The 24,483-nt window shown below is 55.5% G+C and carries 24 protein-coding genes; 17 read left to right on the top strand and 7 right to left on the bottom strand.

Annotation, left to right across the window (positions count from 1 at the left end; all coding sequences use genetic code 11):
• Positions 1–67 precede the first annotated feature (67 nt).
• Positions 68–526 carry an ATPase gene (locus tag GOV79_RS19650; RefSeq protein WP_170417881.1) on the top strand — a complete coding sequence of 153 codons (459 nt, stop codon included), beginning with the start codon at positions 68–70 and terminating at the stop codon, positions 524–526.
• A 9-nt stretch (positions 527–535) separates the two neighbouring features.
• Here GOV79_RS19650 and GOV79_RS19645 read toward each other — a convergent pair whose 3' ends face one another.
• The 3 genes from GOV79_RS19645 to GOV79_RS19635 all read right to left on the bottom strand — a co-directional run bounded on the left by GOV79_RS19645 (position 536) and on the right by GOV79_RS19635 (position 3,274).
• Positions 536–2,632: a protein-disulfide reductase DsbD family protein gene (locus tag GOV79_RS19645; RefSeq protein ID WP_170418009.1), complete on the bottom strand. Its 2,097-nt coding sequence runs from the start codon at positions 2,630–2,632 to the stop codon at positions 536–538.
• A 117-nt stretch (positions 2,633–2,749) separates the two neighbouring features.
• The gene (locus tag GOV79_RS19640) at positions 2,750–2,923 is read right to left on the bottom strand and encodes a hypothetical protein (protein ID WP_170417885.1); all 174 of its coding nucleotides are present in this window, start codon (positions 2,921–2,923) and stop codon (positions 2,750–2,752) included.
• A gap of 39 nt (positions 2,924–2,962) precedes the next feature.
• Complete coding sequence (locus GOV79_RS19635) at positions 2,963–3,274, bottom strand: DUF2933 domain-containing protein (RefSeq protein WP_255612174.1); 312 nt, start codon at positions 3,272–3,274, stop codon at positions 2,963–2,965.
• Positions 3,275–3,648: 374 nt separating this feature from the next.
• On the opposite strand from GOV79_RS19635, the gene GOV79_RS19630 reads away from it, so the two are divergent.
• From GOV79_RS19630 to GOV79_RS19590, 9 genes are all read left to right on the top strand, one after another.
• Complete coding sequence (locus GOV79_RS19630) at positions 3,649–4,302, top strand: L,D-transpeptidase (RefSeq protein WP_050605720.1); 654 nt, start codon at positions 3,649–3,651, stop codon at positions 4,300–4,302.
• 634 nt (positions 4,303–4,936) lie between these two features.
• Positions 4,937–5,527 (top strand): L,D-transpeptidase, encoded by a 591-nt coding sequence (locus tag GOV79_RS19625; RefSeq protein WP_170417888.1) that lies wholly within the window; start codon positions 4,937–4,939, stop codon positions 5,525–5,527.
• Positions 5,528–5,594: 67 nt separating this feature from the next.
• On the top strand, positions 5,595–6,044 hold the full coding sequence (locus tag GOV79_RS19620) for a c-type cytochrome (RefSeq protein ID WP_170417891.1): 450 nt from the start codon (positions 5,595–5,597) through the stop codon (positions 6,042–6,044).
• A 183-nt stretch (positions 6,045–6,227) separates the two neighbouring features.
• Entirely contained in the window at positions 6,228–6,380 is a 153-nt protein-coding gene (locus tag GOV79_RS19615; protein ID WP_170746572.1) for a hypothetical protein, read from the top strand.
• A gap of 60 nt (positions 6,381–6,440) precedes the next feature.
• Positions 6,441–7,010, top strand: coding sequence for a c-type cytochrome (locus tag GOV79_RS19610; RefSeq protein WP_170417895.1), 570 nt, complete (start codon positions 6,441–6,443; stop codon positions 7,008–7,010).
• Positions 7,011–7,019: 9 nt separating this feature from the next.
• On the top strand, positions 7,020–7,919 hold the full coding sequence (locus GOV79_RS19605; protein ID WP_170417899.1) for a c-type cytochrome: 900 nt from the start codon (positions 7,020–7,022) through the stop codon (positions 7,917–7,919).
• A gap of 39 nt (positions 7,920–7,958) precedes the next feature.
• The gene (locus GOV79_RS19600; RefSeq protein WP_170417903.1) at positions 7,959–9,329 is read left to right on the top strand and encodes a multicopper oxidase family protein; all 1,371 of its coding nucleotides are present in this window, start codon (positions 7,959–7,961) and stop codon (positions 9,327–9,329) included.
• Positions 9,329–9,802, top strand: a complete 474-nt coding sequence (locus tag GOV79_RS19595) for a c-type cytochrome (protein ID WP_170418019.1) — start codon at positions 9,329–9,331, stop codon at positions 9,800–9,802. The genes GOV79_RS19600 and GOV79_RS19595 overlap by 1 nt, the downstream gene beginning before the upstream one ends.
• A gap of 1 nt (position 9,803) precedes the next feature.
• Positions 9,804–10,532, top strand: a complete 729-nt coding sequence (locus tag GOV79_RS19590; protein WP_414478956.1) for a DsbA family protein — start codon at positions 9,804–9,806, stop codon at positions 10,530–10,532.
• Between the two features lie 37 nt (positions 10,533–10,569).
• Here GOV79_RS19590 and GOV79_RS19585 read toward each other — a convergent pair whose 3' ends face one another.
• Positions 10,570–10,767 (bottom strand): heavy-metal-associated domain-containing protein, encoded by a 198-nt coding sequence (locus GOV79_RS19585; protein ID WP_170417905.1) that lies wholly within the window; start codon positions 10,765–10,767, stop codon positions 10,570–10,572.
• Between the two features lie 173 nt (positions 10,768–10,940).
• On the opposite strand from GOV79_RS19585, the gene GOV79_RS19580 reads away from it, so the two are divergent.
• Positions 10,941–13,451: a heavy metal translocating P-type ATPase gene (locus GOV79_RS19580; RefSeq protein WP_170417908.1), complete on the top strand. Its 2,511-nt coding sequence runs from the start codon at positions 10,941–10,943 to the stop codon at positions 13,449–13,451.
• A 15-nt stretch (positions 13,452–13,466) separates the two neighbouring features.
• Complete coding sequence (cueR, locus tag GOV79_RS19575; RefSeq protein WP_152460772.1) at positions 13,467–13,853, top strand: Cu(I)-responsive transcriptional regulator; 387 nt, start codon at positions 13,467–13,469, stop codon at positions 13,851–13,853.
• Between the two features lie 302 nt (positions 13,854–14,155).
• On the opposite strand, the gene GOV79_RS19570 is transcribed toward cueR, so the two are convergent.
• Positions 14,156–14,347, bottom strand: coding sequence for a hypothetical protein (locus GOV79_RS19570; protein WP_170608328.1), 192 nt, complete (start codon positions 14,345–14,347; stop codon positions 14,156–14,158).
• A gap of 123 nt (positions 14,348–14,470) precedes the next feature.
• On the opposite strand from GOV79_RS19570, the gene GOV79_RS19565 reads away from it, so the two are divergent.
• The 4 genes from GOV79_RS19565 (at position 14,471) to GOV79_RS19550 (ending at position 21,399) form a co-directional block, all read left to right on the top strand.
• A complete protein-coding gene (locus GOV79_RS19565; protein ID WP_170417912.1) occupies positions 14,471–16,666 on the top strand; it encodes an efflux RND transporter periplasmic adaptor subunit in 2,196 nt (731 codons plus the stop codon).
• Entirely contained in the window at positions 16,663–19,842 is a 3,180-nt protein-coding gene (locus tag GOV79_RS19560; protein ID WP_170417917.1) for an efflux RND transporter permease subunit, read from the top strand. Before GOV79_RS19565 ends, GOV79_RS19560 begins: the two co-directional genes overlap by 4 nt.
• A gap of 29 nt (positions 19,843–19,871) precedes the next feature.
• Complete coding sequence (locus GOV79_RS19555; protein WP_170417920.1) at positions 19,872–20,213, top strand: copper-binding protein; 342 nt, start codon at positions 19,872–19,874, stop codon at positions 20,211–20,213.
• A gap of 565 nt (positions 20,214–20,778) precedes the next feature.
• The gene (locus GOV79_RS19550; RefSeq protein WP_170417923.1) at positions 20,779–21,399 is read left to right on the top strand and encodes a class I SAM-dependent methyltransferase; all 621 of its coding nucleotides are present in this window, start codon (positions 20,779–20,781) and stop codon (positions 21,397–21,399) included.
• 73 nt (positions 21,400–21,472) lie between these two features.
• On the opposite strand, the gene GOV79_RS19545 is transcribed toward GOV79_RS19550, so the two are convergent.
• Positions 21,473–22,903, bottom strand: a complete 1,431-nt coding sequence (locus tag GOV79_RS19545) for an ATP-binding protein (protein WP_237217564.1) — start codon at positions 22,901–22,903, stop codon at positions 21,473–21,475.
• Positions 22,867–23,592: a response regulator gene (locus GOV79_RS19540; protein WP_170417925.1), complete on the bottom strand. Its 726-nt coding sequence runs from the start codon at positions 23,590–23,592 to the stop codon at positions 22,867–22,869. Before GOV79_RS19540 ends, GOV79_RS19545 begins: the two co-directional genes overlap by 37 nt.
• 172 nt (positions 23,593–23,764) lie before the next feature.
• On the opposite strand from GOV79_RS19540, the gene GOV79_RS22415 reads away from it, so the two are divergent.
• Positions 23,765–24,280: an EF-hand domain-containing protein gene (locus tag GOV79_RS22415; protein WP_170417928.1), complete on the top strand. Its 516-nt coding sequence runs from the start codon at positions 23,765–23,767 to the stop codon at positions 24,278–24,280.
• Positions 24,281–24,483: the final 203 nt, after the last annotated feature.

The raw sequence follows: 24,483 nt of genomic DNA, 5'->3' as shown, positions 1-24,483 counted from the left end.
GCCCAGTGAGCCATCTGGAAAATTCCGGTTTAGGCTATCGCATGCCGATCTTTAGGAGGTTGAGACCATGAAAGTTGAAACGTTTTCTGATCTAATTGTCTGGACGCGGGAAATGCATCATTGGCTCGCCGAATGTTTGGCCCACTGTTCGACACAGTCAGAGCAGGAGCTGGCCAGGATGTTGCTTACCTACCTCGCCGATCATGAGGCTGCTCTGGAGAAAATCGTCGATGGTTTCGTGAAACGAGCCGATCCCAAAGCGCTCAACACCTGGGTATATGACTATTTGGGCAATGAGCCGATCGACCCACATCGCGCCTGCGACAGGCCGTTCGCACAGATGAGCGTCGATGAGATCTGCGAAGCGGTCTTCGATCTTCACAATCAGGTGATCGACTTATATCGGTATTTGCACGGGCGTGCCGAGATACCCGAGGCACGCGAACTCTTTCAGGCGATACTGGATATGGAAGAGCACGAGACCATGCGTTTAGCGCAGCAGAGCAACCGCGTCCGGGATATGTGAACTCCGGGGTCAGGATCCGCTTTCCACGGCTCCGCCCGCAATCGGCGCGGCCTGTTCCATCGCGTCGAGAATGGCGTTCGTGGTCAAGATCTCTGGCAGGGCGATGCCTTCGGGGGCCGACGGGCCGTAGACGATGTTGAAGGGGATCCCGAACCGTCCATTGTCCTCAAGGAAACGGGCGATCACATCGTCGGGGCGGGTCCAGTCGGCCTGCATCGGAATTGCTTTGTCCGATTGCAGTGTTGCCAGAACCTCGCCGCGTTCCAGCACCAGCGCTTTGTTGGCCTTGCAGGTCAGACACCAGTCGGCTGTGACATCGACGAAAACCACCTCGCCGCGCGACACAAGGCGGGCGATTTCGGGGCGGCTGAAGGTAATCCAAGGGATCTCTCCGGCTGGTTCAAGCAGCCTGGACCGGTCTTTGCCGGCAATCGCAACCGGTGCGGCAAACGCTGCGGTCAGCGTCAGCAACAGGGCTGTCCAGCGCAAAACGGGTGGCATCATCGTACTTTTCCAGATCAACAGGACCAGAACAGTTGCAGCCAGCACGGTAGCAGTTGCAGCAGTGTCTCCGGCCACCCCGACCATCACCCAGACCAACCAGCCGATCGTGGTCAGCAGTGCCGCCGACAGGGCCCATTTTAATCCCACCATCCAACGCCCCGGTTTAGGCAGAGCGGCGGTAAGTTTCGGGTGCACTGCAACCAGCAGGTAAGGAATGGCCAGCCCGACCCCCATTGCGGTGAAGATCGCCACGATATCCACCGGTCGGCCGGTCAGGGCAAAGGCCACCGCCGTGCCGAGGAAGGGGGCCGAGCAGGGCGTCGCCAGAACTGCTGAGAAGGCTCCGGTCAGGAAATCCCCGACCAGCGACACGCGGCCCTTTTCGACATGGGCAAGCCGGGTGTTCAGCGACTGCGGCAGCGTGATCTCGAACAAGCCCGCGAGGCTGGTTGCAAAAACCGCCAGCACCACGATCATCACCGCAAGGAAAAGCGGATTCTGGAACTGGATGCCCCAGCCGACGGAATAGCCCAGCGACCGCGCCGCAATGGTGATAGCCGCCAACAGCCACATGAATGTCAGGATTCCGGCTGCCGAAGCCAGGAACCCGGCGCGAATCTGAGCCGCAGAGCGGTCGCGAGCCTTTACCGCCGAGGAAAGCTTGATCGAAAGCACTGGCAGTACGCAGGGCATGACATTCAGAATCAACCCGCCGCCCACCGCCAGCAAAATGATCCAGACCAGCGCGCTGGCTGAAGTTTCGGCGGCCGCGATCTCATATGGTGGCGGGGTAGGGGGAGCGTCGGTACGGGGCGAAAACTCGGCCACGCGGTTGGTGTCGGTAACCGTGACGGACAAGGCGGGGGGGTCCTGTGCCAGAGCGAGGACCGGGAACTGCACCCATAGCTGACGCCTGTCGCCAGCGAGCCGGATGTCGGGTGCACCAAACGCGGTGTCACGTCCCATGTCGGGAAAGACATCAGGCGCATCAAAGGGCAGGTCGCTGGTGAAATTCAGCGTCAGCATCTCGGACTCGGTATCCAGGGTCGCGGCGTCGGACTTCATTCCGCTTGTGTTTCCCGTGGTTGGCACCCGCGACAGAAAGGCATTTATAAGCCGGGCCGAGTCCTGATCCCGACCCGTTCCCTGAGTCAGCGACAAGTCCAGCGAAAACTCGACCGGCACACAGATATCGGAACAGATCAGCGTTGTCACAGCGGCCTTCAAGTCAACTGGCGCTCCGGGGTTCTCGAGTGTGACGGTCAGCGGAAAGACCACTTCGTCCTTGTACCCGAAATTCTCGATCCCGAAGGCGCGAAAACGGATCGGCGCGGGCCAGTGAAACTGTACGTCGCTGACGTTTTGCGAGCCGTTCCAAGTGATCTTGGGCGGAATTCCCACCTCACCAGGCGACTTCCAGTAGGTTTTCCAATCTTCGCCCAGTTTCAGATGCAGTCCTGCAGTGATCGTCTTGACGTCAGGCGCGATCCCGTCCTGCGCGGTAATTATGTGTGCGACCAGGGGCTCTGATTCATACGCTTGGGATGTAGCTGCAAGGCTTGTCCCGGCGGAAGTCTGGCCAAAGATTAACCCCAAGATCATAATACATAAATTTAGGAGTGTTCTTGCCATTGCGCGTTGCCATCGGTTGTTTTGCACCCGTCTCTGCCAGATTCCAGCGCTGGAGGGTCAACGAGCCGGAATGTCACATCCCCACGATCAGCTCACGAAACCTTCGCGCCCGTCTTCGCAGATGAAATAGGCCCCGCCATCCGCGCCCTCCCATTGAACCCGGCAACCTTGGGGCAGGGCGTATTCAGGCTGCGGCGGTTGCAGCGGGCATAGTTTAGGGCGTGGTGCGCAAGCCGCCAGCGAAAGAGCGGCCAGCGACATGGCGGCCAACCTTGAGCACCAAAGCTTCATGATTGAAGATTATTGCCGGTGTACTGGGTTCGGTCCGACCGCGGCGTCTGTTGCCTTTGGTCTTTCCGATTCAGATTTGTTCGAATGACAGGATTTTTCCATCGCCTTGTGCATAAAGAAATGGGCTCCGAGGCACAGGATCAACGGTGCGAAAAGACCCAAGGAGTCAGAAAGCCCACCAACCGTCCCGCCGGCGATCAAGTAGAGAGCGATCGGCGTTATCATGGCAATGCAACATACCATCATGCCCCATTTCATTATCTTGCCGCCGCTAACCGGTACTGACGCCTGCGGCGCGTTTGCAGTCTGTTTTTCTTTCACATTCAACTCCAAAATTTGGATTGGAGACCTCTGCTAACGCCTTCCCACGATGGAAGGTCAAGCTGTTTTGGCGCGAAGCGAATTTGACGCTGTCAAACCAGTCCAGCATTTGCTTGGGCCTTACTTGGTGCATAGACACGGCCGGAACAGGGAAGTTTTTAGGGGTATGAACAGCAGGCATTGTCGTCCCGACGCCTGGTGAAGTTTCAGGTTAAACACGAAGCTGCCTAGGTCACTTTAAGCCTTGAAAACTCGCGGGTGGGTCGAAGCGATATCGAACGAATAATTGAATGGACAAATCTTCCCCCGTCGCGGATTGTCTAATCCCCTGGGTACTAACTCCAGACACCAACCAGCCAATAGGAGCGCTATCAATGCTGACCAGACGACATTTTGTTGCAGCCTCGCTCGCCATTTTCTCTCAGCCGGTTTTTGGAGTGACGTCGGCGGCGGCCTCGCAATGGTCGGAGTGGGATGCGCAAGTAACTCCAGCCAATTTTGATCCCGCAACATCCAATCCCTGGGGTTTACACCCACGTTTCCTGCCTCAGCGTGTGCAAACCAATCGACCACTTACTCCGGGTGACATTCATGTCGACGCGGTGGCACGATATCTGTATTTCATCGAAGACGGTGGCACAGCAATGCGTTACGGCGTAGCCATTGCCCGAGGCAATCTTTACGAGCCCGGAGTCTACACGATCAAGCGAAAGGCCAAATGGCCGCGTTGGACTCCTACAGCCGAAATGATTGAGCGCGACCCTGATGAATATGCGCAATTCGCAGATGGTGTGCCCGGTGGGCCGACAAACCCATTGGGATCAAGGGCGTTTTATCTGTTCGAAGGTGGTCGCGACACATACCTGCGAATTCACGGAACGCCTTATCCAAGATCTATCGGAGGTCGCGCAAGTTCTGGCTGCGTAAGGATGGCGATGCCACATATCATCGGGCTTTATGATCGTGTCAGGCCAGGGTCCACGGCTCATCTCTACCCTCCCGAGCGGCTTCTGACCGCGACCAGCTGACAGGCGCTTGTCAGGCGCGCGTACAGATTGGGCGCCCTTCAATAGTCCTAAGTGGTAGGTAGGTTGTTTCAACTGGCCCAACATAGCGATACCAATAGCAACCGTCCTCAGGCATGATTTTCACTGCGTTCAGGTCCTGGCCCGGAGCAGCAATCTGGGCTACGGCGTCAGGAACTTGGGAAAGCGTTCCGGGCTCGCTATCTGCAGATATTGACGTTGTTTCGGTACAAGCGCCGATGAACAAAAGTGCGGCCAGTGCTTGGAAAGCTTTCCTGAAGGACATGGTGTTTAGTCCACTGTGATTGTCATTTGTAGTGCCTGCTACCCTCGCATCGACGGGTGATCACATCAATTCACCAAGAACTAAGCAATTGTTAGCGTTGCTTTTTTGTGTTCGGTTGATTCAAGAAAGTCAGGTTTTGCTTAAAGCAGCCTGGAGTTACGTCCAAGAAAAATTGCTTTTCCACAATGACTTGATGATTTGGGTCCGCCTTCTAAGGAAATATCCCTGCGCCAACGGCAACGACAATTCAGACGAGACATCCCATATGAAATGTCATTTGCGTGTTGACCTTCCAGCGCAGGAACCGGGCATACGAGTTATTTGAGTCGGAAAAAAAGAATAAACTTTGGGATGGCAGGCATGAAACGGAGCAAAGAAGGAAAGGTTGTTACGCGACGTGGAGTGATTGCCGCGTTTGCTGCGACGACGCTTTTTCCAGCACCGGCCGTTTGGGCCCAATCAACGGCAACTGAGGGGACGCGCCGCAATGTTTCCTCATTCCGCGTTGCTAAATGGCAGGACCACTTTGATACGCTTAAGAATGGTGTGATCCTGTCCGATACACAGTCCAAGGTCCTGCAATATTGGTCGGAAGACGAAAGCGTCTACCGAATGTATCCAACCAGCGTACCGCTGACGGAAGACCTTACAAGGCTGGGCTACACCACAGTTACTCGCAAGGTCGAAGGGCCGTCTTGGCGACCGACACCAGCAATGAAAAAGCGCAACCCCGCTTGGCCCGATTATGTGGGCCCGGGTCCGGAGAATCCTCTGGGGACACATGCACTTTATTTGAGCTGGCAATACTACCGGATCCACGGCACCAACGACACGCGCAAGATCGGGAGAAGATCCTCCAACGGCTGCATTGGCTTGTACAACGAGCAGATTGCGGAATTGTTCGAACTGGCCACTGTGGGCACTCAGGTAAAACTGATCTGACCTTGGTCAGGCCGATTTTTTTTGCGCGCGTTGAACCTAAGAACTGACAATCATGTGAAGAACAGAGATGGATAAACTTACACTCTTGATCGGCGGAGTAGTGATCGCAGGCGCCGCCGCGTTCGTCTACAACTTAAATCAGCAACCAACAGGTCACTCGATGACGCCGCCCGATACGTCAGCACTGGAGCAAGGAGACCCAATCGAAAACGTCACTCTGCCGGACCAGCTAAGCGAATTTGCGGCCGTCGGCAAAGTGGCATTCGACGCCAAATGCTCGGCGTGCCATGGCGCGAATGCAACAGGTCTGGAAGGCCTTGCACCACCTTTGGTGCATAAAATCTATGAACCAAGCCACCATTCGGACGAGTCATTTTATGTGGCAGTCCAGAATGGAGTTCGGGCACACCATTGGAAGTTCGGCAATATGCCGCCGGTCGATGGCTTGACCCGTGCGGATGTGAAGGGCATCGTGGCGTATATCAGAGAGCTGCAGCAGGAAAACGGGATTTTCTGAAGGTGACGAGCCGAATGGGCAGTGCAATTCGTTACATCATACTGTCAATGGTGCTGACCATTGGCGGGCTGCTTGTGACGGCCGATTCTGCTCATGCACATGGCAGTGGTTCTCAGCACGTGATTGACCAAACGGACTCCGCGGACGTTGAGCATGTCAAGCAGGGTCATCCCGGACATTGTCATGGCGGAACGATTTGCAACGCTGTTGGTCTATTTTCGATGGGTCCACCACCGCCTGGCCCCCAAGATACTGAACAAAGATACTCGATCCCTCGAGCCCAATACCGGGTTCTCGGTATCGCGGCGTTTGACCCACCACCGCCGCGTGTCCTGATCTGACCAGTCGAATTGCGCTCAACCTGGGCGCGTCGAAGCAGACGACAAGGACAAAACAATGAACATTCTGAAAATGACCACAGGCGTTGCCCTGGTTTCTCTGTTTGCAGCCGCCGCCCTGGCGCATGGTGGCGCAACCGGCATCGTCAAAGAACGCATGGATGGTATGTCCGCGATGAAGGACAGCATGAAGATCCTTACGCCGATGATGCAGGGGAAAACGCCCTACAATGCGCAAACGGTACGAAGCGAGGCCAAGAAAATCGGGCGTCACGCTGGCGAGAGCATGACAAAGCTGTTTCCAGAGGGATCTGATGGCAAACCCTCGGAGGCCAAATCGGAGATCTGGCAGGATTGGGGTTCATTTGCAGAGTTAGCCAGGCAGTTGGAATCCTACTCTGAAGGCCTTGTGCTTGCGGCGGACAACGGGTTGATGATGTCCGGGTCGGGCCATGGTTCGGGCATGATGGGCGGCGCATCCATGATGGGTGGCGGTTCTATGATGGGTGCCGGAATGATGGGCGGCAGTCCAAACCAGGCACAACTTTCTGAAATGCCGGCAGATGGTGTGTTCATGATGCTGAGCCAGACATGCTCGGCGTGTCACACGCAATTTCGGTCGGAATAGGAATGCGTCATGAGACCGATATTCCGATTGGGCCTTGCTGCCGCCGTAGCGGCGTCAGCGGGACTTGTTGCTGTGATGGCTTGGCCGATTGGCCAGCCCTTACAAGCTCTCGACATTCAGGGTGACGTTAACCGCGGGGCGTATCTGGCAAGGGCAAGTGGTTGTATCGCTTGCCACACAGATTTTGCCAAAGGGGGCGCGGCCTTGGCCGGTGGGGTGGAGTTGGATACCCCGTTCGGCACGCTCTTTTCGCCGAACCTGACCACAGATCCCGATCACGGGATCGGTGATTGGACAATCGAGGAGTTCGCCCGCGCGGTGCGTCAAGGCGTATCACCCGGCGGACAACCCTATTACCCGGCCTTTCCTTATCCATTCTATGCCAATTTCACGGATCAGGACATCGCCGATCTCTGGGCCGCATGGCAAACAGTTCCACCGGTAGCGGAACCGTCAAAAGAACAGGAAATGGCGTTCCCCTTCAATCAGAGATGGGGCCTGAAGCTGTGGCGCGCGGCTTTTCTGGAACCACCCCGCACTGATCCCGTGCCGGGCAATGACGAAGTGTGGAACCGGGGCCGGCTACTGGTCGAAGGTGCCACACATTGTGCGGCCTGCCACACCGGGAGGAACCTGGCTGGCGCAAGAAATTCGGACACGGAACACTTCAAGGGAAGTGACTCTCTGCCGGGCGGTGACAAGGCACCGGCCATCGACTTTGAGACCCTGCAAAAGCGTGGTTGGACGGTAGATGATTTGGCCTACGCGTTGCGCACCGGCGTCATGCCTGATGGCGATGTCTTCGGCGGCGCCATGGGAGAGGTCGTAAACTATGGCACCAGCTTTCTGACAGACGAAGACCGGAAGGCAATGGCGACCTATCTGCTGGATGTGCACGACGGGGGGTAATCGAGTGAGAGATCAAATTTTCTTTGGAGGGAAGTCCTCATGAAGCTCAATCGCAGGCAATTCGTTGCAGGCACGTCGGCACTAATCGCAGTGCCGACTATCGGGAGGGCGGCTACCGCCCCCCGAATAATCGAGGCGCGTTCAGGATTGGCACGTGTTGCCCCCGACAGCTATCCTGAAACCGAGATATGGGGATATGATGGCGGTGTTCCGGGCCCCGAAATTCGTGCCCGGCAGGGCGAAACGGTTCGCCGGACACTCCTGAACTCACTGCCTCAGCCTACGGCAATCCATTGGCATGGACTGCGGGTTCCAAACAACATGGATGGGGTGCCGGGTCTTACACAGGAGGCTGTACCAACAAGCGGCGAGTTTCAGTATGACTTGCCTCTGAAGGATGCAGGAACCTTCTGGTACCACTCTCATAACCAGTCAACGGAACAAGTGGCCAGGGGCCTTTACGGCGCGTTCATCGTCGACGAAATGGACCCGCCGGACACGGATCATGACATTACGATCCTGCTGGATGACTGGAGGTTGGGTCAGGACGCCCAAATCGTCGATGATTTCGGCGCGATGCATGACTGGACGCATGCAGGCCGAATGGGAAACTACGTTCACGCACACATATCGCCCATGACAGAAGTTCTGACAAACCAGCGTTTGCGACTTCGAATGGTCAACGTGGCAACTGATCGGATCATGTATGTCTCAGTAGGTGGCGCAAACGGGAAACTGGTCGCTTATGATGGCATGCCTGTAAGGCAGCCAGAGGATTTTGAAACCCTTGTTTTTGGGCCTGCACAGCGAGCAGACTTAATTGTTGATGTCACAGCGGAATCGAACGAAGCCGTTCAAATAACTCTTCACGAACGCGATGAATCGTTTGTCATTGCTGAAATCCCGGTTTCGGGAAGCGGTGCATCCGCAAACCGCGGTGCAATAGAAGCCCTGCCACCCAACCCTGTTTCCTTTCTCGAAGATGTTTCTGACGCTTTGACAATCCCATTAGTGATGGAAGGCGGGGCGATGGGCGGACTGCGTCAAGGCACTTTTAACGGCCAGGTCATGAGCACCAATGAATTGGTTCAGGAAGGGCAGATCTGGACATTCAACGGTGTCGCCGGGTTACCTGAAAACCCCCTTGCTGCCGTTTCGCGTGGCGACATAGTCCGGATTCAGATGCAGAACGACACCGTCTTTCCGCACGCTATGCACTTGCACGGGACGCACTTTCAGGAAGTTCTGCCAAACGGCAACCTAGGGCCGCTGCGGGACACAATCCTGGTTGACCGGATAGAAAAGCGGGAGATTGCGTTCGTTGCGGATAACCCGGGGGATTGGCTGTTTCATTGCCATATGCTGTCGCATCAGGCCGCTGGTATGAAGACCTGGCTGAGCGTGGCATGATGAACAAGAGTTCGGCGAAATGGGTGTCACTGGCTGCTGTAGTGATCATTGTCGCGGTCGCTGGCTGGGGCCTGAGTGGGCGTGCGCAGAACAGTGCATCAGCGGATTCGGCACGTGGTGCAGTTTTGTACGCCGAAAACTGCGCGTCATGCCACGGGGCAAATTTGGAGGGTCAGCAGGATTGGCAAACACCTGATCCGGATGGCGTCTTGCGGGCGCCCCCGCATGACCGAACCGGGCATACCTGGCATCACGGCGACAAGCTGTTGTTCGACTATACAAAGTTTGGCGGGGACCAAACTTTGAAACAGATGGGTGTCGCTGACGTCAAAAGCGGCATGCCAGGCTTCGGGGACACTCTGTCGGATCAGGATATCTGGGACATCCTCGCCTTCATCAAGGAGAGTTGGCCGGATCGGGAACGCAAGCTGCAAGAGCAACGCACCGAAGCAGAACAAACGGAAGGAAACTGATGTGAAACGAATACTTGCAGGCTTAGTCGCTATCGCCATGTCGATTGGCATTCCTATGGCACGCGCCGACGAGCTGTCTGACTCCGATGTAAAACGGCTGGCTCTCGAAGCCATTTTGGAAAACCCTGAGATCATCATGCAGGCGATTCAATTGCTTCAACAGCGCGAGGATCAGGCAAAAGCCGAAGCAATTGGAAGCGTCTTGGAAAATCAGCGTGAATTGCTGGAACAGGATCCGAATGCGCCTGTAATCGGAAACCCGGAAGGCGATGTAACCGTGGTCGAGTTTTTCGACTATAACTGCCCATATTGCAAACGCGCTGCCCCGGTCGTGAAGAACGTAATCGCGGGCGATTCCGATGTGCGAATTGTTTATCGAGAATGGCCCATACTTGGAGAAGGTTCCGACTTCGCGGCACGCGCTGCGCTGGCCTCACGAAACCAGGGAAAATACGAAGAATTTCATTGGGCGCTTATGGCTCTGAACGGTCGTGCCACTGAGGCCAGTGTACTGAAAGTTGTTCGGGAACTTGGCCTGGACGAGGATCAATTGCGCGCAGATATGGAAGCGCCGGAAGTCGACGCGCATATTCAGATTTCCATGGAATTGGCCCGACAGCTTGGCTTCAGTGGCACTCCTTCGTTTGTGATTGGAGATGCGCTTGCCCCGGGTCTGATCACCGAAGATGAAATGACCCGGTTAATCGTGGCAGTCAGAGACGCAAGATAGAACCAAGGGGGCGACAGCATGTGCGCTCCTAAGTTTATCATGCGATCGTGGCTTCGTATCCCTCGGACTTCAGCGCTGCAAGGATATGATCAAGTGAATTGGTGCTTAAGACACGTACCCTGCGGTTTTCCATGTCAAAGTCCAACTGTGCGGAGGAATCCACCGTGGCAACGGCTTTTTCGATAGCTGACTTGCAGTGCCCGCAGCTCATATCCGGGATATTTAGGGTCGTCATGGATGTTTGCTCCTGTGTTCCGTCGTCCCGGCTAAAGTATTCCAGCACAGGAAGGTCAAGTCGTGATTATTGGATCGTCAAAATTAGTGGCAAAGAAAGTCAGCCCCATCCCTTGACCTTCCACTTGCTGGAACCCTTATGTTTCCCGTCAGCAGAACATTGGTGGTGACAATATGACTGAAATTTCACATGCAAGGTTTCAAGTTCAGGGTATGAGCTGTGCGTCCTGCGTAGGGCGGGTTGAGCGCGCGTTGAAAGATGTGCCAGGGGTAGATGCCGCTTCGGTTAATCTCGCCAGCGAAAGCGTTCAGGTCGATTTCCGCGATCCAGCCGATAAAGCGGCCATTGCTGATGCGTTAAACAGCGCCGGATATCTGGCACGGACGGAAGAGGTAACGCTGGATATTCAGAACATGTCCTGCGCATCGTGCGTGGGGCGCGTTGAACGGGCATTGCAAGCAGATGATGGCGTCTTGTCCGCGTCGGTCAATCTGGCCACCGAAAGTGCAACTGTACGTTATGCTGAGGGAGTCACAACACCCGAAGCCATCGCGGCGCTTGCGGCATCTGCTGGCTATCCGGCGAGCCTGCGATCCGCGACGCAGACCGAACCACAAGACCGCAAAGCCAAAGAGATTCGCCAATTGGCCCGGCGAACAAGCTTTGCCGCCTTGCTCGCTTTGCCGGTCTTTATCCTTGAAATGGGCTCGCATGTTATTCCGGGCATGCACCACCTGATAGCGAGCACGATCGGCATCCAGAACAGCTATTACCTGCAATTCCTTCTAACCACGATCGTTCTTTTTGGGCCAGGTTTGCAGTTCTATACTAAGGGATTCCCTTCCTTGTTCAAAGGCGCGCCGGACATGAATTCTCTGGTGGCTCTGGGCACTTCGGCGGCTTATGGGTTCTCGCTTGTTTCCACCTTTGCGCCGGGTGTTCTTCCCGCCGGAACCGCAAACGTCTACTACGAGGCCGCAGCGGTGATCGTGGTTCTCATATTGCTGGGGAGGTTCCTCGAGGCGCGCGCCAAGGGGCGAACTGGTGAAGCGATCCGAAAACTGGTCGGTCTGCAGGCAAAAACAGCGCGCGTTGAGCGCGACGGATCGGTTGTCGAGCTACCGATCGAGCAGATCGTTGTAGGGGATATTGTGCACGTTCGACCGGGCGAAAAAATCGCGGTGGATGGTGCCGTAGTGACCGGCGCGTCATATGTCGATGAAAGCATGATCACCGGCGAGCCGGTTCCTGCCGAAAAGACCGAGGGCGCAACTGTGGTCGGCGGAACAGTTAATGGCGCGGGCGCATTGACGTACCGGGCTGAAAAGATCGGCGCAGACACTATGTTGGCCCAGATCATTCAAATGGTCGAACAAGCACAGGGTGCCAAGCTTCCGATTCAAGGCTTGGTTGACCGCATCACGCTGTGGTTCGTGCCGGTAGTGATCGCTGTGGCCGTAATGACTGTGCTGGTTTGGATGTTGTTCGGACCCGATCCTGCGCTCAGCTTGGCGTTGGTAGCCGGGGTTGCGGTACTGATCATTGCTTGCCCCTGCGCCATGGGGTTGGCCACACCCACCTCAATCATGGTCGGCACCGGCCGCGCGGCCGAGATGGGTGTCCTGTTTCGAAAGGGCGACGCCTTGCAAATGCTGCAGGAAACCACCGTTGTTGCGGTGGACAAGACGGGGACCTTGACCGAAGGGCGTCCGGAGCTGACCGACCTGATTGTGGCCGAAGGATTGGCCGAGGATGAGGTTCTGCGCCTTGTTGCTGCCGTTGAGGTCACATCCGAACATCCGATCGCCACGGCCATCGTGCGCGCGGCTGAAACCCGTGGTCTGGAGCTTTCGAAGCCAGAAGACTTCACGTCGATCACCGGTTACGGGGTAAGCGCCTCAGTCGAAGGCCATACAATCCTGATCGGGGCCGACCGCCTGATGAGTCGCGAAGGGGTTGAAATGGGCGCGTTGTCTGATCGGGGCGCTGAACTCGCAATCAACGGAAAGACTCCACTTTATGCCTCCGTAGACGGAGTTATCGCAGCCGTCATCGCCGTGGCGGACCCAATCAAGACCACCACGCCAGACGCAATTGAAGCTTTGCACGGACTGGGGCTGAAAGTAGCGATGATTACCGGCGACAATACCGCTACAGCCAAATCCATCGCGGCGCAGCTTGGCATCGATCATGTCGTGGCCGAGGTTCTGCCAGAGGGTAAAGTATCCGCGTTGCAAGATCTGCGCTCAAATGGCGGAAAACTGGCCTTTGTGGGTGATGGCATCAATGATGCCCCCGCTCTGGCGGCGGCTGACGTAGGAATTGCGATCGGGACAGGCACTGACATCGCCATCGAGGCGGCTGACGTCGTTCTGATGTCAGGCGACCTGACAGGCGTGGTCAACGCCTTCGATATTAGTCAGCGCACCATGCGTAACATCCGCCAAAACCTGTTCTGGGCTTTCAGCTACAACACGCTGCTCATACCGGTTGCAGCGGGGGTGCTCTATCCGTTTGGCGGCCCGTTGCTGTCGCCGGTTTTGGCTGCAGGTGCCATGGCGCTGTCCAGTGTATTTGTCCTGACCAACGCGCTGCGGTTGCGCTGGGTTAAGCCGATCAAAGTTGGGCGAGAACAGATCTCGCAGAATGAAGAGCAGGCGCTGCGATCAGCGCCTGCTGAATAGAATAGGAGAACCGCTGTGAATATCGGAGATGTAGCAGAACGTTCGGGTCTGCCTGCCAAAACCATCCGTTATTACGAGGATATCGGATTCATCAAACCCAGGCGCAGTCTGAACGGGTATCGACATTTCGACGAAAAGGAACTGCACAAACTGGCCTTCATCGGGCGGGCCCGCTCATTGGGCTTTACCATTGAGGATTGCCGTTCACTACTGGCGTTGTACGAGGACAAAGAACGCGCAAGCGCGGACGTGAAGGATATCGCCAAACAGAACCTAAAAGAAATAGATGCCAAGATCGCGGACCTGAAGGCCATGCATGCTACACTGTCTCATTTAATCGATGAATGTGCCGGAGACCACCGTCCCGACTGCCCGATCCTGAAGAACCTCGGCCAAACTTAGATGCGCTCATCGTATGAACTGCCTCCTATTTTGGCAGTTTGTTACGTGTATTCGCGGGAATCCGCTTCATTTCGATACAGCGCACCAACTCACCTGTTTTTTCCTCCGACTGGCTTGAACACTCGTTACGTTCGTCCTAACTGCACGGGATGAAGTGGAAGTTTTTCTCAGTGTTGCGAATGACGTTTCTGACATGCGTCTGCTTGGCGATGACCTTCGTCGGCACTGTTGTGGTCGCGAGCAGTGACGTCAAAAACAGTAGCACCTCTGAGCCTCACGGCGTTTCAATGGCTGCAAAGTCATCAGACTTCAAACACGACCATAGCGGTTTGCATCCGACGACTGGCCAAATCCACACGGATAGCCACGTAAATCACAGCGGAGAATGTCATTCCGGTATCTGTTGTGTTGGCGAATATCCGACCCACGTAGGACTTGCGGTTTTGGCTGAAGCTTTTGGCCAGAAAAACCGTAACATGGATTCCGACATCCACAACTCTCAAGCGCCTCTGACGCCCGATCGTCCTCCACAAATCTCCTAACATCCACAGGCCCGTCAGCGCGGGTTTTCATGTTGTTTCGGTTCGAGCATGCACTGCGACCGTCAGGAGATTATTATGCGTGGAAGATATGCGGCACTATCAGTACTTGCCTTGGCGATTGGCCTGGGTGGAGGTGTCTTTCTTGAAAGACTGTACCTGAATCCAATTGATCAGGGCCAGTCGAACGAACCAGAGGTCCTTTATTGGGTAGCACCGATGGATCCGAATTTTCGGCAGCCTGGACCTGGAAAATCGCCGATGGGTATGGACTTGATCCCGGTTTATTCTGGGCAGGAACCTACCGGCGACCCTGAAGAAGTCACCCTGAGCGCTGCGGAAATCAACGCAATTGGTGTGCGAACTGCGGTTGCACGCATGACTGATATCGAACCTCGCATCGAAACGGTGGGTTTCGTCGGCTTTGACGAACACCTGACCAATCACGTTCATACGCGTGTTGAAGGTTGGATTGAGCAACTGAAAGTTCGAGCGGTCGGTGATCGCGTTGAGAAGGGGCAAGTTTTATTTGAACTCTTTTCACCACTGATCGCAGCTGCGACCGGCGATCTTGTACGCGCAGTCGAAGCTGGTGACCCGCGGATTTTGGACGCGGCGCGCAATAAGTTGATCAGCCACGGTATGTCCGCTCGTCAGGTTGCTGAGATTGAGGCGGGCGGTGAGTTGGTTCGAAATGTGGAAATTGAGGCACCTCAAAACGGTGTCGTCATAGCTCTGAATGCCGCCGATGGCATGTACCTGCAGCCAGGCACGCTTGCTTTTTCGGTAACCGATCTTTCTGAAGTATGGCTGATCGTTGATGTATTTGAACGAGATATTGCACGTTTGTCGGAAGATATGCGCGCGATAGCAAGGTTCGAGCACCTACCCGGTCGCACCTTCGAAGGCGACATCGACTATGTTTACCCTGAGCTTGATCCGCAAACCCGAACTCTTCCCGTAAGGCTTAGTTTCGATAACACCGACGGCGTGCTGCGGCCGGGCATGTTTGGCAGTGTTAGCCTTATACCGGATGAAAGCCGAAATGTTCTCACTGTTCCATCAGAGGCGTTAATTCGTACCGGTTCGGCGGAACGCGTCATCTTAAAAACAGGCGATGGTACTTTTCGCCCGAGACTGGTGACTACAGGTCTTCGAGACAGTTTCGGCGAGGGGGGTCGAACAGAAGTTCTGCAAGGGCTTGAACCTGGTGAGGAAGTTGTCGCATCCGCACAGTTTCTAATCGACAGTGAAAGTGCTTTGAGCGCCGGTTTCACCCGAATGGCACCAACGGATACCGAACCAGCACGCGGGGCAGGCACCCTGGTTTCACTCGATGCCCAAAATCGTATGGCAACTGTTCGTCACGATGTTCTCGAAAGCCTCGATTGGCCCGCAATGACTTCGCAGTTTCCGGTGAGGTCTGGTGTTTCGCTCGACAGCTTGAGTGCAGGCGACGCAGTCGCTTTCGTGATCGCACGGGGTGCGGATGGGCTTCTGAGCCTGATGGAGCTTGCACCAGACGATGGTATTGCCGGAACTGGTGCCGGAATCGCGCGCGCCGTCACTTCAGACGGCAAATTGACGCTTGAGCACGGACCGATCCCCGAGCTCGGTTGGGCCGCCATGACAATGGATTTGCCTGTTGTAGGAGTAGATCTCACTACCGTGCCAATCGACATGCCAATTGAGTTTGATCTGGCTGAGGGAGAAGGGGGGATGTTCTCGATTGTGGCAATTCGCGAAGAGGGCTCGCCGCCGACGGATTCCGTTGAACCCGAAGAAACCGACACGCCTTCTGCTCCACCGATTGTAGTCACCGGCACGATCAACCTCGTTAATGCTGAGGCGGGAACGGCAACCATCACTCACGGGCCGATGACTGAGATTGGCATGCCCGGAATGACCATGGATTTCCCATTAGAACCTACATTGGACACAAGCATGCTCGAAGTCGGTTCTGAAATGACTCTGACTTTCGCGCGTGCAGATGGCATGACAATGGTGTTGGCTGCGGCAACGCCTATTGCACCGCCACTTCAGGTTTCTGGCCGGATTAACAGTATCGACCCGAACGCGCGTACCGCGAACGTAACACACGGTCCGATGACTGAGATCGGCATGCCGGGCATGACCATGGATTTCCCGGTTGCGGAGGGGATTGAGGTTTCTAACTTGCCTGTAGGGATTGATGTTTCTTTGATCCTTCGCCGCAATCCCGACTTTTCGATGACGCTGTTAGAGGTCGCGCTTGATGGGAGTGTTACGCAGTGATCACGGCCATCATTCGTTCTTCGCTCGCCAACAGGTTCGTCATCTTGGCCCTCGCATTCATGATAGGAGTTGCGGGTATTTGGGCCATTCGTGAGACGCCGGTTGATGCAATCCCGGATCTGTCGGATGTCCAGGTAATTGTTCGCACGCCATATCCCGGGCAAGCGCCTCAAGTTGTCGAAAACCAAATCACATATCCACTTGCGACAGCCCTATTGGCCGTACCCGGTGCAAAAGACGTTCGCGGGTTCTCGTTCTTTGGAGACAGCTTTGTATATGTTGTCTTTGAGGACGGGACGGACCTCTACTGGGCTCGGTCGCGTGTGCTCGAATACTTGGGCCAGATTACCGGCAGCTTACCTGAGGGCGTGTCACCACAACTTGGCCCTGATGCGACTGGGGTCGGGTGGATTTATCAGTATGCGCTGGTTGACAGAACCGGAAATCATGATCTGGCTCAGCTCAGGACTCTGCAGGATTGGTTTCTGAAATACGAATTACAAGCCGTGGAAGGCGTCTCAGAAGTCGCCACCATCGGCGGAATGGTCAAACAGTACCAGGTCGTCGTCGACCCAAACAAACTACGTGCCTATGACATAACACTTGCACAATTGAGGACGGCTATTCAGGCGGCCAACCGCGAGACGGGCGGCAGCGTCATTGAGATGGGGGAAGCCGAATTCATGGTCAGGTCCTCGGGCTACATTGACGAATTGTCAGACCTTGCAAGCGCGCCGTTGATGGTCAACGACCGTGGCGCCGCTCTGACGCTTGGAGACGTCGCTGAAATCCGTCTGGGGCCGGAAATGCGGCGCGGTGTCGGAGAACTCGACGGGCAAGGAGACGCGGTTGGTGGAGTAGTCATTCTGCGATGGGGTGGGAATGCGTTGGCAACGATCAAAGCGGTGGAGGCGCGCATCGAAGAGTTGCGCTCAAACCTGCCGGAGGGGGTCGAAATCATAACGACCTACGACCGATCTGGTGTGATCGAGCGTGCTATCGATAACCTCCAGAAGAAACTGACGCAGGAATTCATTGTCGTTGTTCTTGTGTGCGCGGCTTTTCTACTTCATCTGCGGTCATCCCTCGTAATTCTTCTGTCGCTCCCTCTGGGAATCTTTGCCGCATTTATTCTGATGAAGGCGCAAGGAGTAAACGCAAACATCATGTCGCTCGGCGGCATAGCCATCGCTATTGGTGCGATGGTCGACGCATCGATTGTGATGATCGAGGCGATGCACAGGCGGTTGGAAAAAGAAAAGCTCACAGCAGAGAACCGATGGCGGATTGTGCAAGAGTGCGCTTCTGAGGTGGGACCAGCCCTTTTTTATTCTCTGGCGATTATCACGGTTAGTTTTTTGCCTGTTTTCGTTCTGGAAAATCAGGAAGGTAGGCTCTTCTCGCCACTCGCTTATACCAAAACCTACGCCATGGCTGCAGCCGCCATCCTTTCGATAACGCTGGTTCCGGTCTTGATGGGTTACTTTGTAAGGGGGCGTATTCTACCGGAGCGAAAAAATCCGCTAAATCGCTTGGTTGTGTTCGTGTACCGCCCATTTCTGGACGCGGCAATTGCCTGGCCATGGGCAACAACACTGTTGGCCGGCGTTCTGGTGACGTCCATGTGGTACCCGTACCAGAGAATTGGCTCTGAATTCATGCCCGAGTTGAACGAAGGTGATTTTCTCTACATGCCGAGCTTCTACCCCGGGATCTCGACGGGAAAAGCCCGTGAGGTACTGCAGCAGACCAACCGCCTGATCGCGACCGTGCCAGAAGTCGAAACTGTTCACGGTAAAGTTGGGCGTGCGGAGACTGCAACCGATCCAGCACCTCTAACGATGGTGGAGACCACAATCCAACTCAAGCCGGAAGAAGAATGGCGCCCCGGCATGACAATGGAGAAAATCCGGAATGAGCTCGATCGTATCGTTCAGGTTCCGGGCGTTACAAATGTTTGGATCCAACCTATCAAGAACCGCATCGATATGCTTGCGACAGGTATCCGTACTCCTGTCGGTGTCAAAATATCCGGCACCGACTTGGAGGTCATTACAGATATAGGGATCGAAGTAGAGCGTGCGGTCGCTGATATTGATGGAACGGCTTCCGCCTACGCAGAGCGACCTGTTGGCGGGCGTTTCATCGAAATCGACGTCAAACGAGATGCCGCCTCCCGATACATGATGAGTGTTCGAGAAGTTCAGGACGTAGTGCAGACCGCAATTGGCGGTATGCAAGTGTCGGAATCTGTGGAGGGGCTGGAGAGGTTTCCTATAAACCTTCGGTACCCTCAGGCATGGCGAGACAGCCCGGAACGGCTCGAAAATCTTCCTGTCGTCACGCCGTCGGGTGCTCATGTGCCACTGTCCGCTCTCGCCGATATTCGAATAGTTGACGGGCCGGGAATGATACGATCAGAGAACGCTCGACGAACTGGGTTCGTGTTCATCGACATCGCGGGGCGCGACCTGGGCGGCTATGTGGCCGAAGCACAAGAGGTGGTTACAGAAAAGGTCGACCTGCCTCCAGGTTACTCGCTGACTTGGTCAGGGCAGTATGAGTACATAGAGAGAATGCAGGACAGGTTGACGATCGTTGCTCCTGCAACCCTGCTAATTATCACGCTCATGCTTTTCTTGGCGTTCAATCGGGTGATTGAGGTCGGGATAATTCTTGCGGCGCTCCCGGTCGCATTGGCAGGTGGGGTTTGGTTCTTATGGTATCTTAACTTCGATATCTCAATTGCTGTGCTCGTGGGCTTCATCGCGCTGGCGGGAGTTGCCGTGGAAACAGCGATTGTCATGTTGTTGTACCTCAATCTTGCTTGGGAGAAACGTCGAGGGCTGGCGCAATCGGAACAGCGAAAGCTGACACGTGACGATATCGAAGACGCGGTGTTCGAAGGAGCCGTTCTTCGGGTTCGGCCGAAGGTAATGACTGTAGCCACGATCTTTGCAGCACTGATACCCATCATGTACGGCACCGGTACAGGCTCTGAAATCATGCAGCGGATCGCTGCGCCGATGATTGGGGGCATGGTGACAGCGACCCTTCTTACGCTTTTTGTCATTCCCGCAATATTCGTGATTTGGAAACGGCTCGCGCTCAATCGCGTGAACCGAGAGATCTCCCACACGATCCAGGAAGTGCCCCCTGCGCTTCCGGCAGAATAATACCCACAACCTTGAAACAGGAGCATCTGATGAAAACTTTGACTGCAATTTTGGCCCTATTGGCCGTGTCTACAACATCCGGCATCGCGCAAACGAACCACGGCATGGACCATTCCAACATGCCCATGTCTTCCGAACAGATGGAAGGTGCGGTCCACGCAAAGGCTTTGGTGAACTCAATTGGCGACGAAACCGCTAACGTCAGCCATGATCCGATCCCCGAGATCGGGTGGCCCGCGATGACGATGGATTTGCAGCTTCTTGAGAATGCCCAGATGATGGGTGAGATCAGCGCAGGTGACGAAGTCACACTGATGTTGGTCAAAAGCGATGATGGTATGTATGCGATCGGCGCGATCATGAAAAACTGAGTCTGTTGATGCGGCAGCTATTCACCAATGATGTGATTGTTCGCCGTTTCAACGACTGTAGGAAATTCTATGAACTAAGAGAAATGGAGTAGGAGCCACTCAAGAACCAAATCGTATTTCAACGATCTGTGGCTCTGCTCATAAGTTATCAGTCCATTGTCGGTTAAAGGCGCTTTAAGCAATTCGTTGACTGATTGAAGCTCCAAAGCTCAGAAAATCTTCCGGCTATACTGATTGAACAGAGCAATCCAGGCAAGCAGTACACAAACTGCCAACGCTTCGGTATCTCCGGCCCGCGCCACTGCAGTTAAACTGCGCAAAATTCTGGAGCTACTTGCGCAGCCCAGTGGAAATCTGACCGACAAGCAAATCCCACCTAAAACATTTCACAATTGGAATGTGTGTACTACATTGTCGCCGAGATGACTTCACGCGGCCATTCAACGGACCAGCGTCGAATTGTCTGGGGCGTTGCCTTGTTGGTTTTTGCTTCAGTCGAAAACGCAGCGCGGAGCGGTCAAAATGAGGATATCTCCAGGGCGACGACTTGGGAAAACGATACGACATGACAGCTAACACAAGAGAGCACTGGGACGATGTCTATGGCGAGAAGTTTGACACCCAATTGAGTTGGCACGAGGATGATCCAGAGATATCGCTTGAACTCATCGAGTTGATCAGAGTGTCTAAGCCTTCATCCGTCATCGACATTGGTGGAGGTACATCTCGTCTTGCTGGAGCGTTGCTTGCGAAGGGGCTCCATGACGTGACAGTTCTCGATCTATCGCAGGTCGCGTTGGACACGGCCCGGGAAAGGTTGGGGCGCGCCGCTGAAACAGTCACTTGGATTTCTGCAGATATAACTTCTTGGGTCCCCGATCGCAGATATGACGTCTGGCATGATAGGGCGGTTTTTCACTTTCTCGTGGATACATCGCAACGCGCGGCCTATCTGGAAAGCGTGAAGAAAGGGGTAAAAATTGGCGGCCATGTGATCATTGCTACGTTTGCACTTGATGGGCCGGAGACTTGCAGTGGTCTCCCTGTCGCCCGCTATAGTCCGAGCGATATCGCCGTGCTTTTTGAGGAACACTTTGAACTCGTCGCGCATCGCCATCACCTGCACCAAACCTCTTGGGGGGAAAGTCAGTCTTTCCAGTTCAGTGTTCTCCGCCGCTGCGTTTGAGCCCACACCTGAAACTGGCCCAAAGCGGTACGCTTCCAATAAGCTTTCGGGGCATGCCGATTGTGTTCACAAGTTACGTTTGGCCCTCAAAAACTGGCAGAACCACCTTAGCGCACAAGCCGCCAGTTTCCCCGTTTAGCAATTCTATCGTGCCACCGTGCGACTGGATGATCGTACGTGCGATCGACAGCCCCAAGCCGGTTCCGCCAGTCTCTCGCGAGCGGGATGTTTCAAGCCGCACGAATGGGTCGAATACCGCATCGAGCATATGCTCGGGGATGCCGGGCCCCTGATCCTGGATCAATATTTTTGCCTCATTCCCCTCTTGCATGACTGAGACGTTGGCCCGGGCACCATACCGGCAGGCGTTTTCAATGATATTGCGCAGAGCTCGCTTCATCAGCATCGGCCGAAGCGTGACGGCCGGATTGTCTGCGACCGATACTTCAACCGTGTCACCGGCTTGCACAATGTCTTCGGTCGTTTTGGTTACGAATTCACCAATTGGGACGGTACTGGAAGGTTCGCGCGTGGCCACGCCCTTGGCAAATGACAGGGTGGAGTCCACCATCTCCTGCATTTCCTCGATGGTCTCGATCAGATGGTCACGGGTCTCCTCTTCCTCCACCAGTTCGGCGCGAACCCGCAATCCCGTCAGTGGCGACCGCAAATCGTGACCCAGCGCCCCCAATAGTCTGGTCCGATCGGCAACATAGCGAGTCAGCCTATCACGCATATGGTTGAACGCCTGCGTCAAATCTCGCACCTCGGTCGGACCAGAAACCGTCAGTTCCTGGACGTCTTCACCGCGACCAAACTGGTCTGCAGCCAGTGACAGGCGGCGCAACGGGCCGGTCAGCCGTGTCAGTAGAAACCAAATGGCTGCTCCAAGAATTAAAGTTGCAGTGAAACCGAAGCTGACGAAGGACTGCAAAGGCCATTGCAGAGGAGGGTTATGGAACCGGGTATCCACGTTGAGCCATTGATCGGTCGTCAGAGCGATCGACAGCTGCATTTCAATTGCGGAAACGTGATCACGCATCATTGCCATGTGCATTTCAGCCATTGTAGACGGAACACCTTCAACCGGCAGCATATCGGGAGAGAACTCATGCAACTCTACCCGGATGGGACGGTTTTCATAGCCTGGCAGAATTCTGCGGATTGTGTTTTCGACCGTCCCACCAGCGCTATGTCCGGTGTGATCGACTGCGGGCGTATCTGTAAGGCTGAAACGCACCAGTGGAGAACTTGCCGCCCGCAGGATCGCGTCGTGCATCTCGGGTGGAGCTTCTTCAATCAGCCGCGCGATGTTTGCGGCGCGTCCGGCGGTTTCCAGGCCAAGGGCCATGTGCACTGCCATTGAGCGTTCGTCGACGAACAGCCACAGGCTGACCAGTTGCGCGGCAGCCAGCGCGGCGATGATCAAAAGGATAAGCTGACCGCGCAGACTTTGGGCAAAGGCTTTCATCCCGTAAGCTCGCTCACGTCGGTCGACAGGCAATAACCGCCACCTCTTATCGTGGTGATGAGCTTCGGCCGCGTTGGGTCAGCTTCGATCTTGCGACGCAAGCGGCTGACCTGGTTGTCGATCGTACGGTCGAACAAGTGCGGGCTGCGGCCGGCGGTCAAATCCAGCAGTTCGTCTCGCGACAGGAGTTTGCGGGGCCGCTGCAGGAATACGGCCAGCAGCCGGACATCGGCGGTGGTCAGACTTTCTTCGGCCCCTTCGGCGGATATCAAGGTGCGACTGTCGGCATCCAGAACCCAGCTTCCAAAGGCGATCCGTTTGCCGCTCAGATCGCCAGCCGGGGGGACGGTGGTTTCGGAACGCCGCAGGATCGCCTTGATCCGGGCCAGCAATTCACGTGGGTTGAATGGTTTGGGCAGGTAGTCATCGGCGCCGATCTCTAAACCCACGATACGGTCGGTGTCATCGCTGAGGGCTGTCAGCATCAGGATCGGCGGGCCACCGGCCGCGGACAGGCGGCGACAGACCGACAATCCGTTTTCGCCCGGCATCATGATGTCGAGTACGATAAGATCAATCCGACCGGCCGCCAGTCGTGCGTCCATCTCGGTTGCGTCGCGCGCGGTACTGGCGCGCAACCCATTCTTTTCCAGATAGCGGCTGACAGCATCACGGATTTCGCGGTGGTCGTCGACAATCAAGATATGTGGTGCTTCAGTCATGGCGCAATCATAAGCCCCGGCGCGGTACAAATCCCGGCTTTTTTGTATCCCTTTGTATCAGTTGGGCGGGCTGCGACACAACGATACAAACCGGGTTGAGCAGGGGGGTGGTGGCGCGACCGAGGGCGGCCATATGCTTTGTGTAGAAACAAAAACCCGAGAGGTGAAAGTCATGAAACGTACCTTCACGCTGGCCGCTGGAGCCATTGCCGCGACTTTGATGGCGCTGCCCGCGCTTGCCGCCGGTCAGCATGGCAGCAGCGCGCAGATGCAGGGCCATGAGGGCGGCATGATGCAGGGTGCGCCCGGCGGCATGATGGGCGATCACGCAGGCATGATGCAAATGATGGTGAAAATGCATGGCCAGATGATGGGCGGCAACTGGCTGGCGGTTCTGGACATGGACGAGGACGGTCGCCCGAGCGAATCTGAGATCGCCGAAGGTCTGAAGGCCCGGATGCAGGCGCATGACGTCAATGGAGATGGCAACCTGTCGATTGATGAGTTCGAAGCGCTGCATTCCGGGATGATCCGCGAAACCATGGTGGACCGATTTCAGCATCTTGATGCCAATGGCGATGGCGTTGTGACCACAGGGGAAATCGAGAAAGGCGCAAAGACGATGTCGCCGAAACACGGCATGAAGGCCTCGAAACCTGTGACAAAGGCTTCTGAAACCAACAACTGAAACGCAACCGTGTAGCCGGGTCATCGCACTCGGCACAAACCACTGAGGAACAAAGCGATGATGGGCTATGGCGCTGGAATGGGGTTTGGAATGATCTGGATGTTGCTGATCGCAGTGTTGATCGTTCTGGCGATCGTAGCGCTGATCAAATACATCGCTAAGTGACCTCGGAATCCGTCACTCCCGTTTAGGGGTGGAGGGCT

Origin of the sequence: Ruegeria lacuscaerulensis (assembly GCF_013034745.1) — a bacterium.
In the GTDB taxonomy this organism is placed as follows: domain Bacteria; phylum Pseudomonadota; class Alphaproteobacteria; order Rhodobacterales; family Rhodobacteraceae; genus Ruegeria; species Ruegeria lacuscaerulensis_B.
The sequence above is the reverse complement of the archived record's forward strand: the minus strand, read 5'-3'. Positions and strand labels throughout refer to the sequence as shown.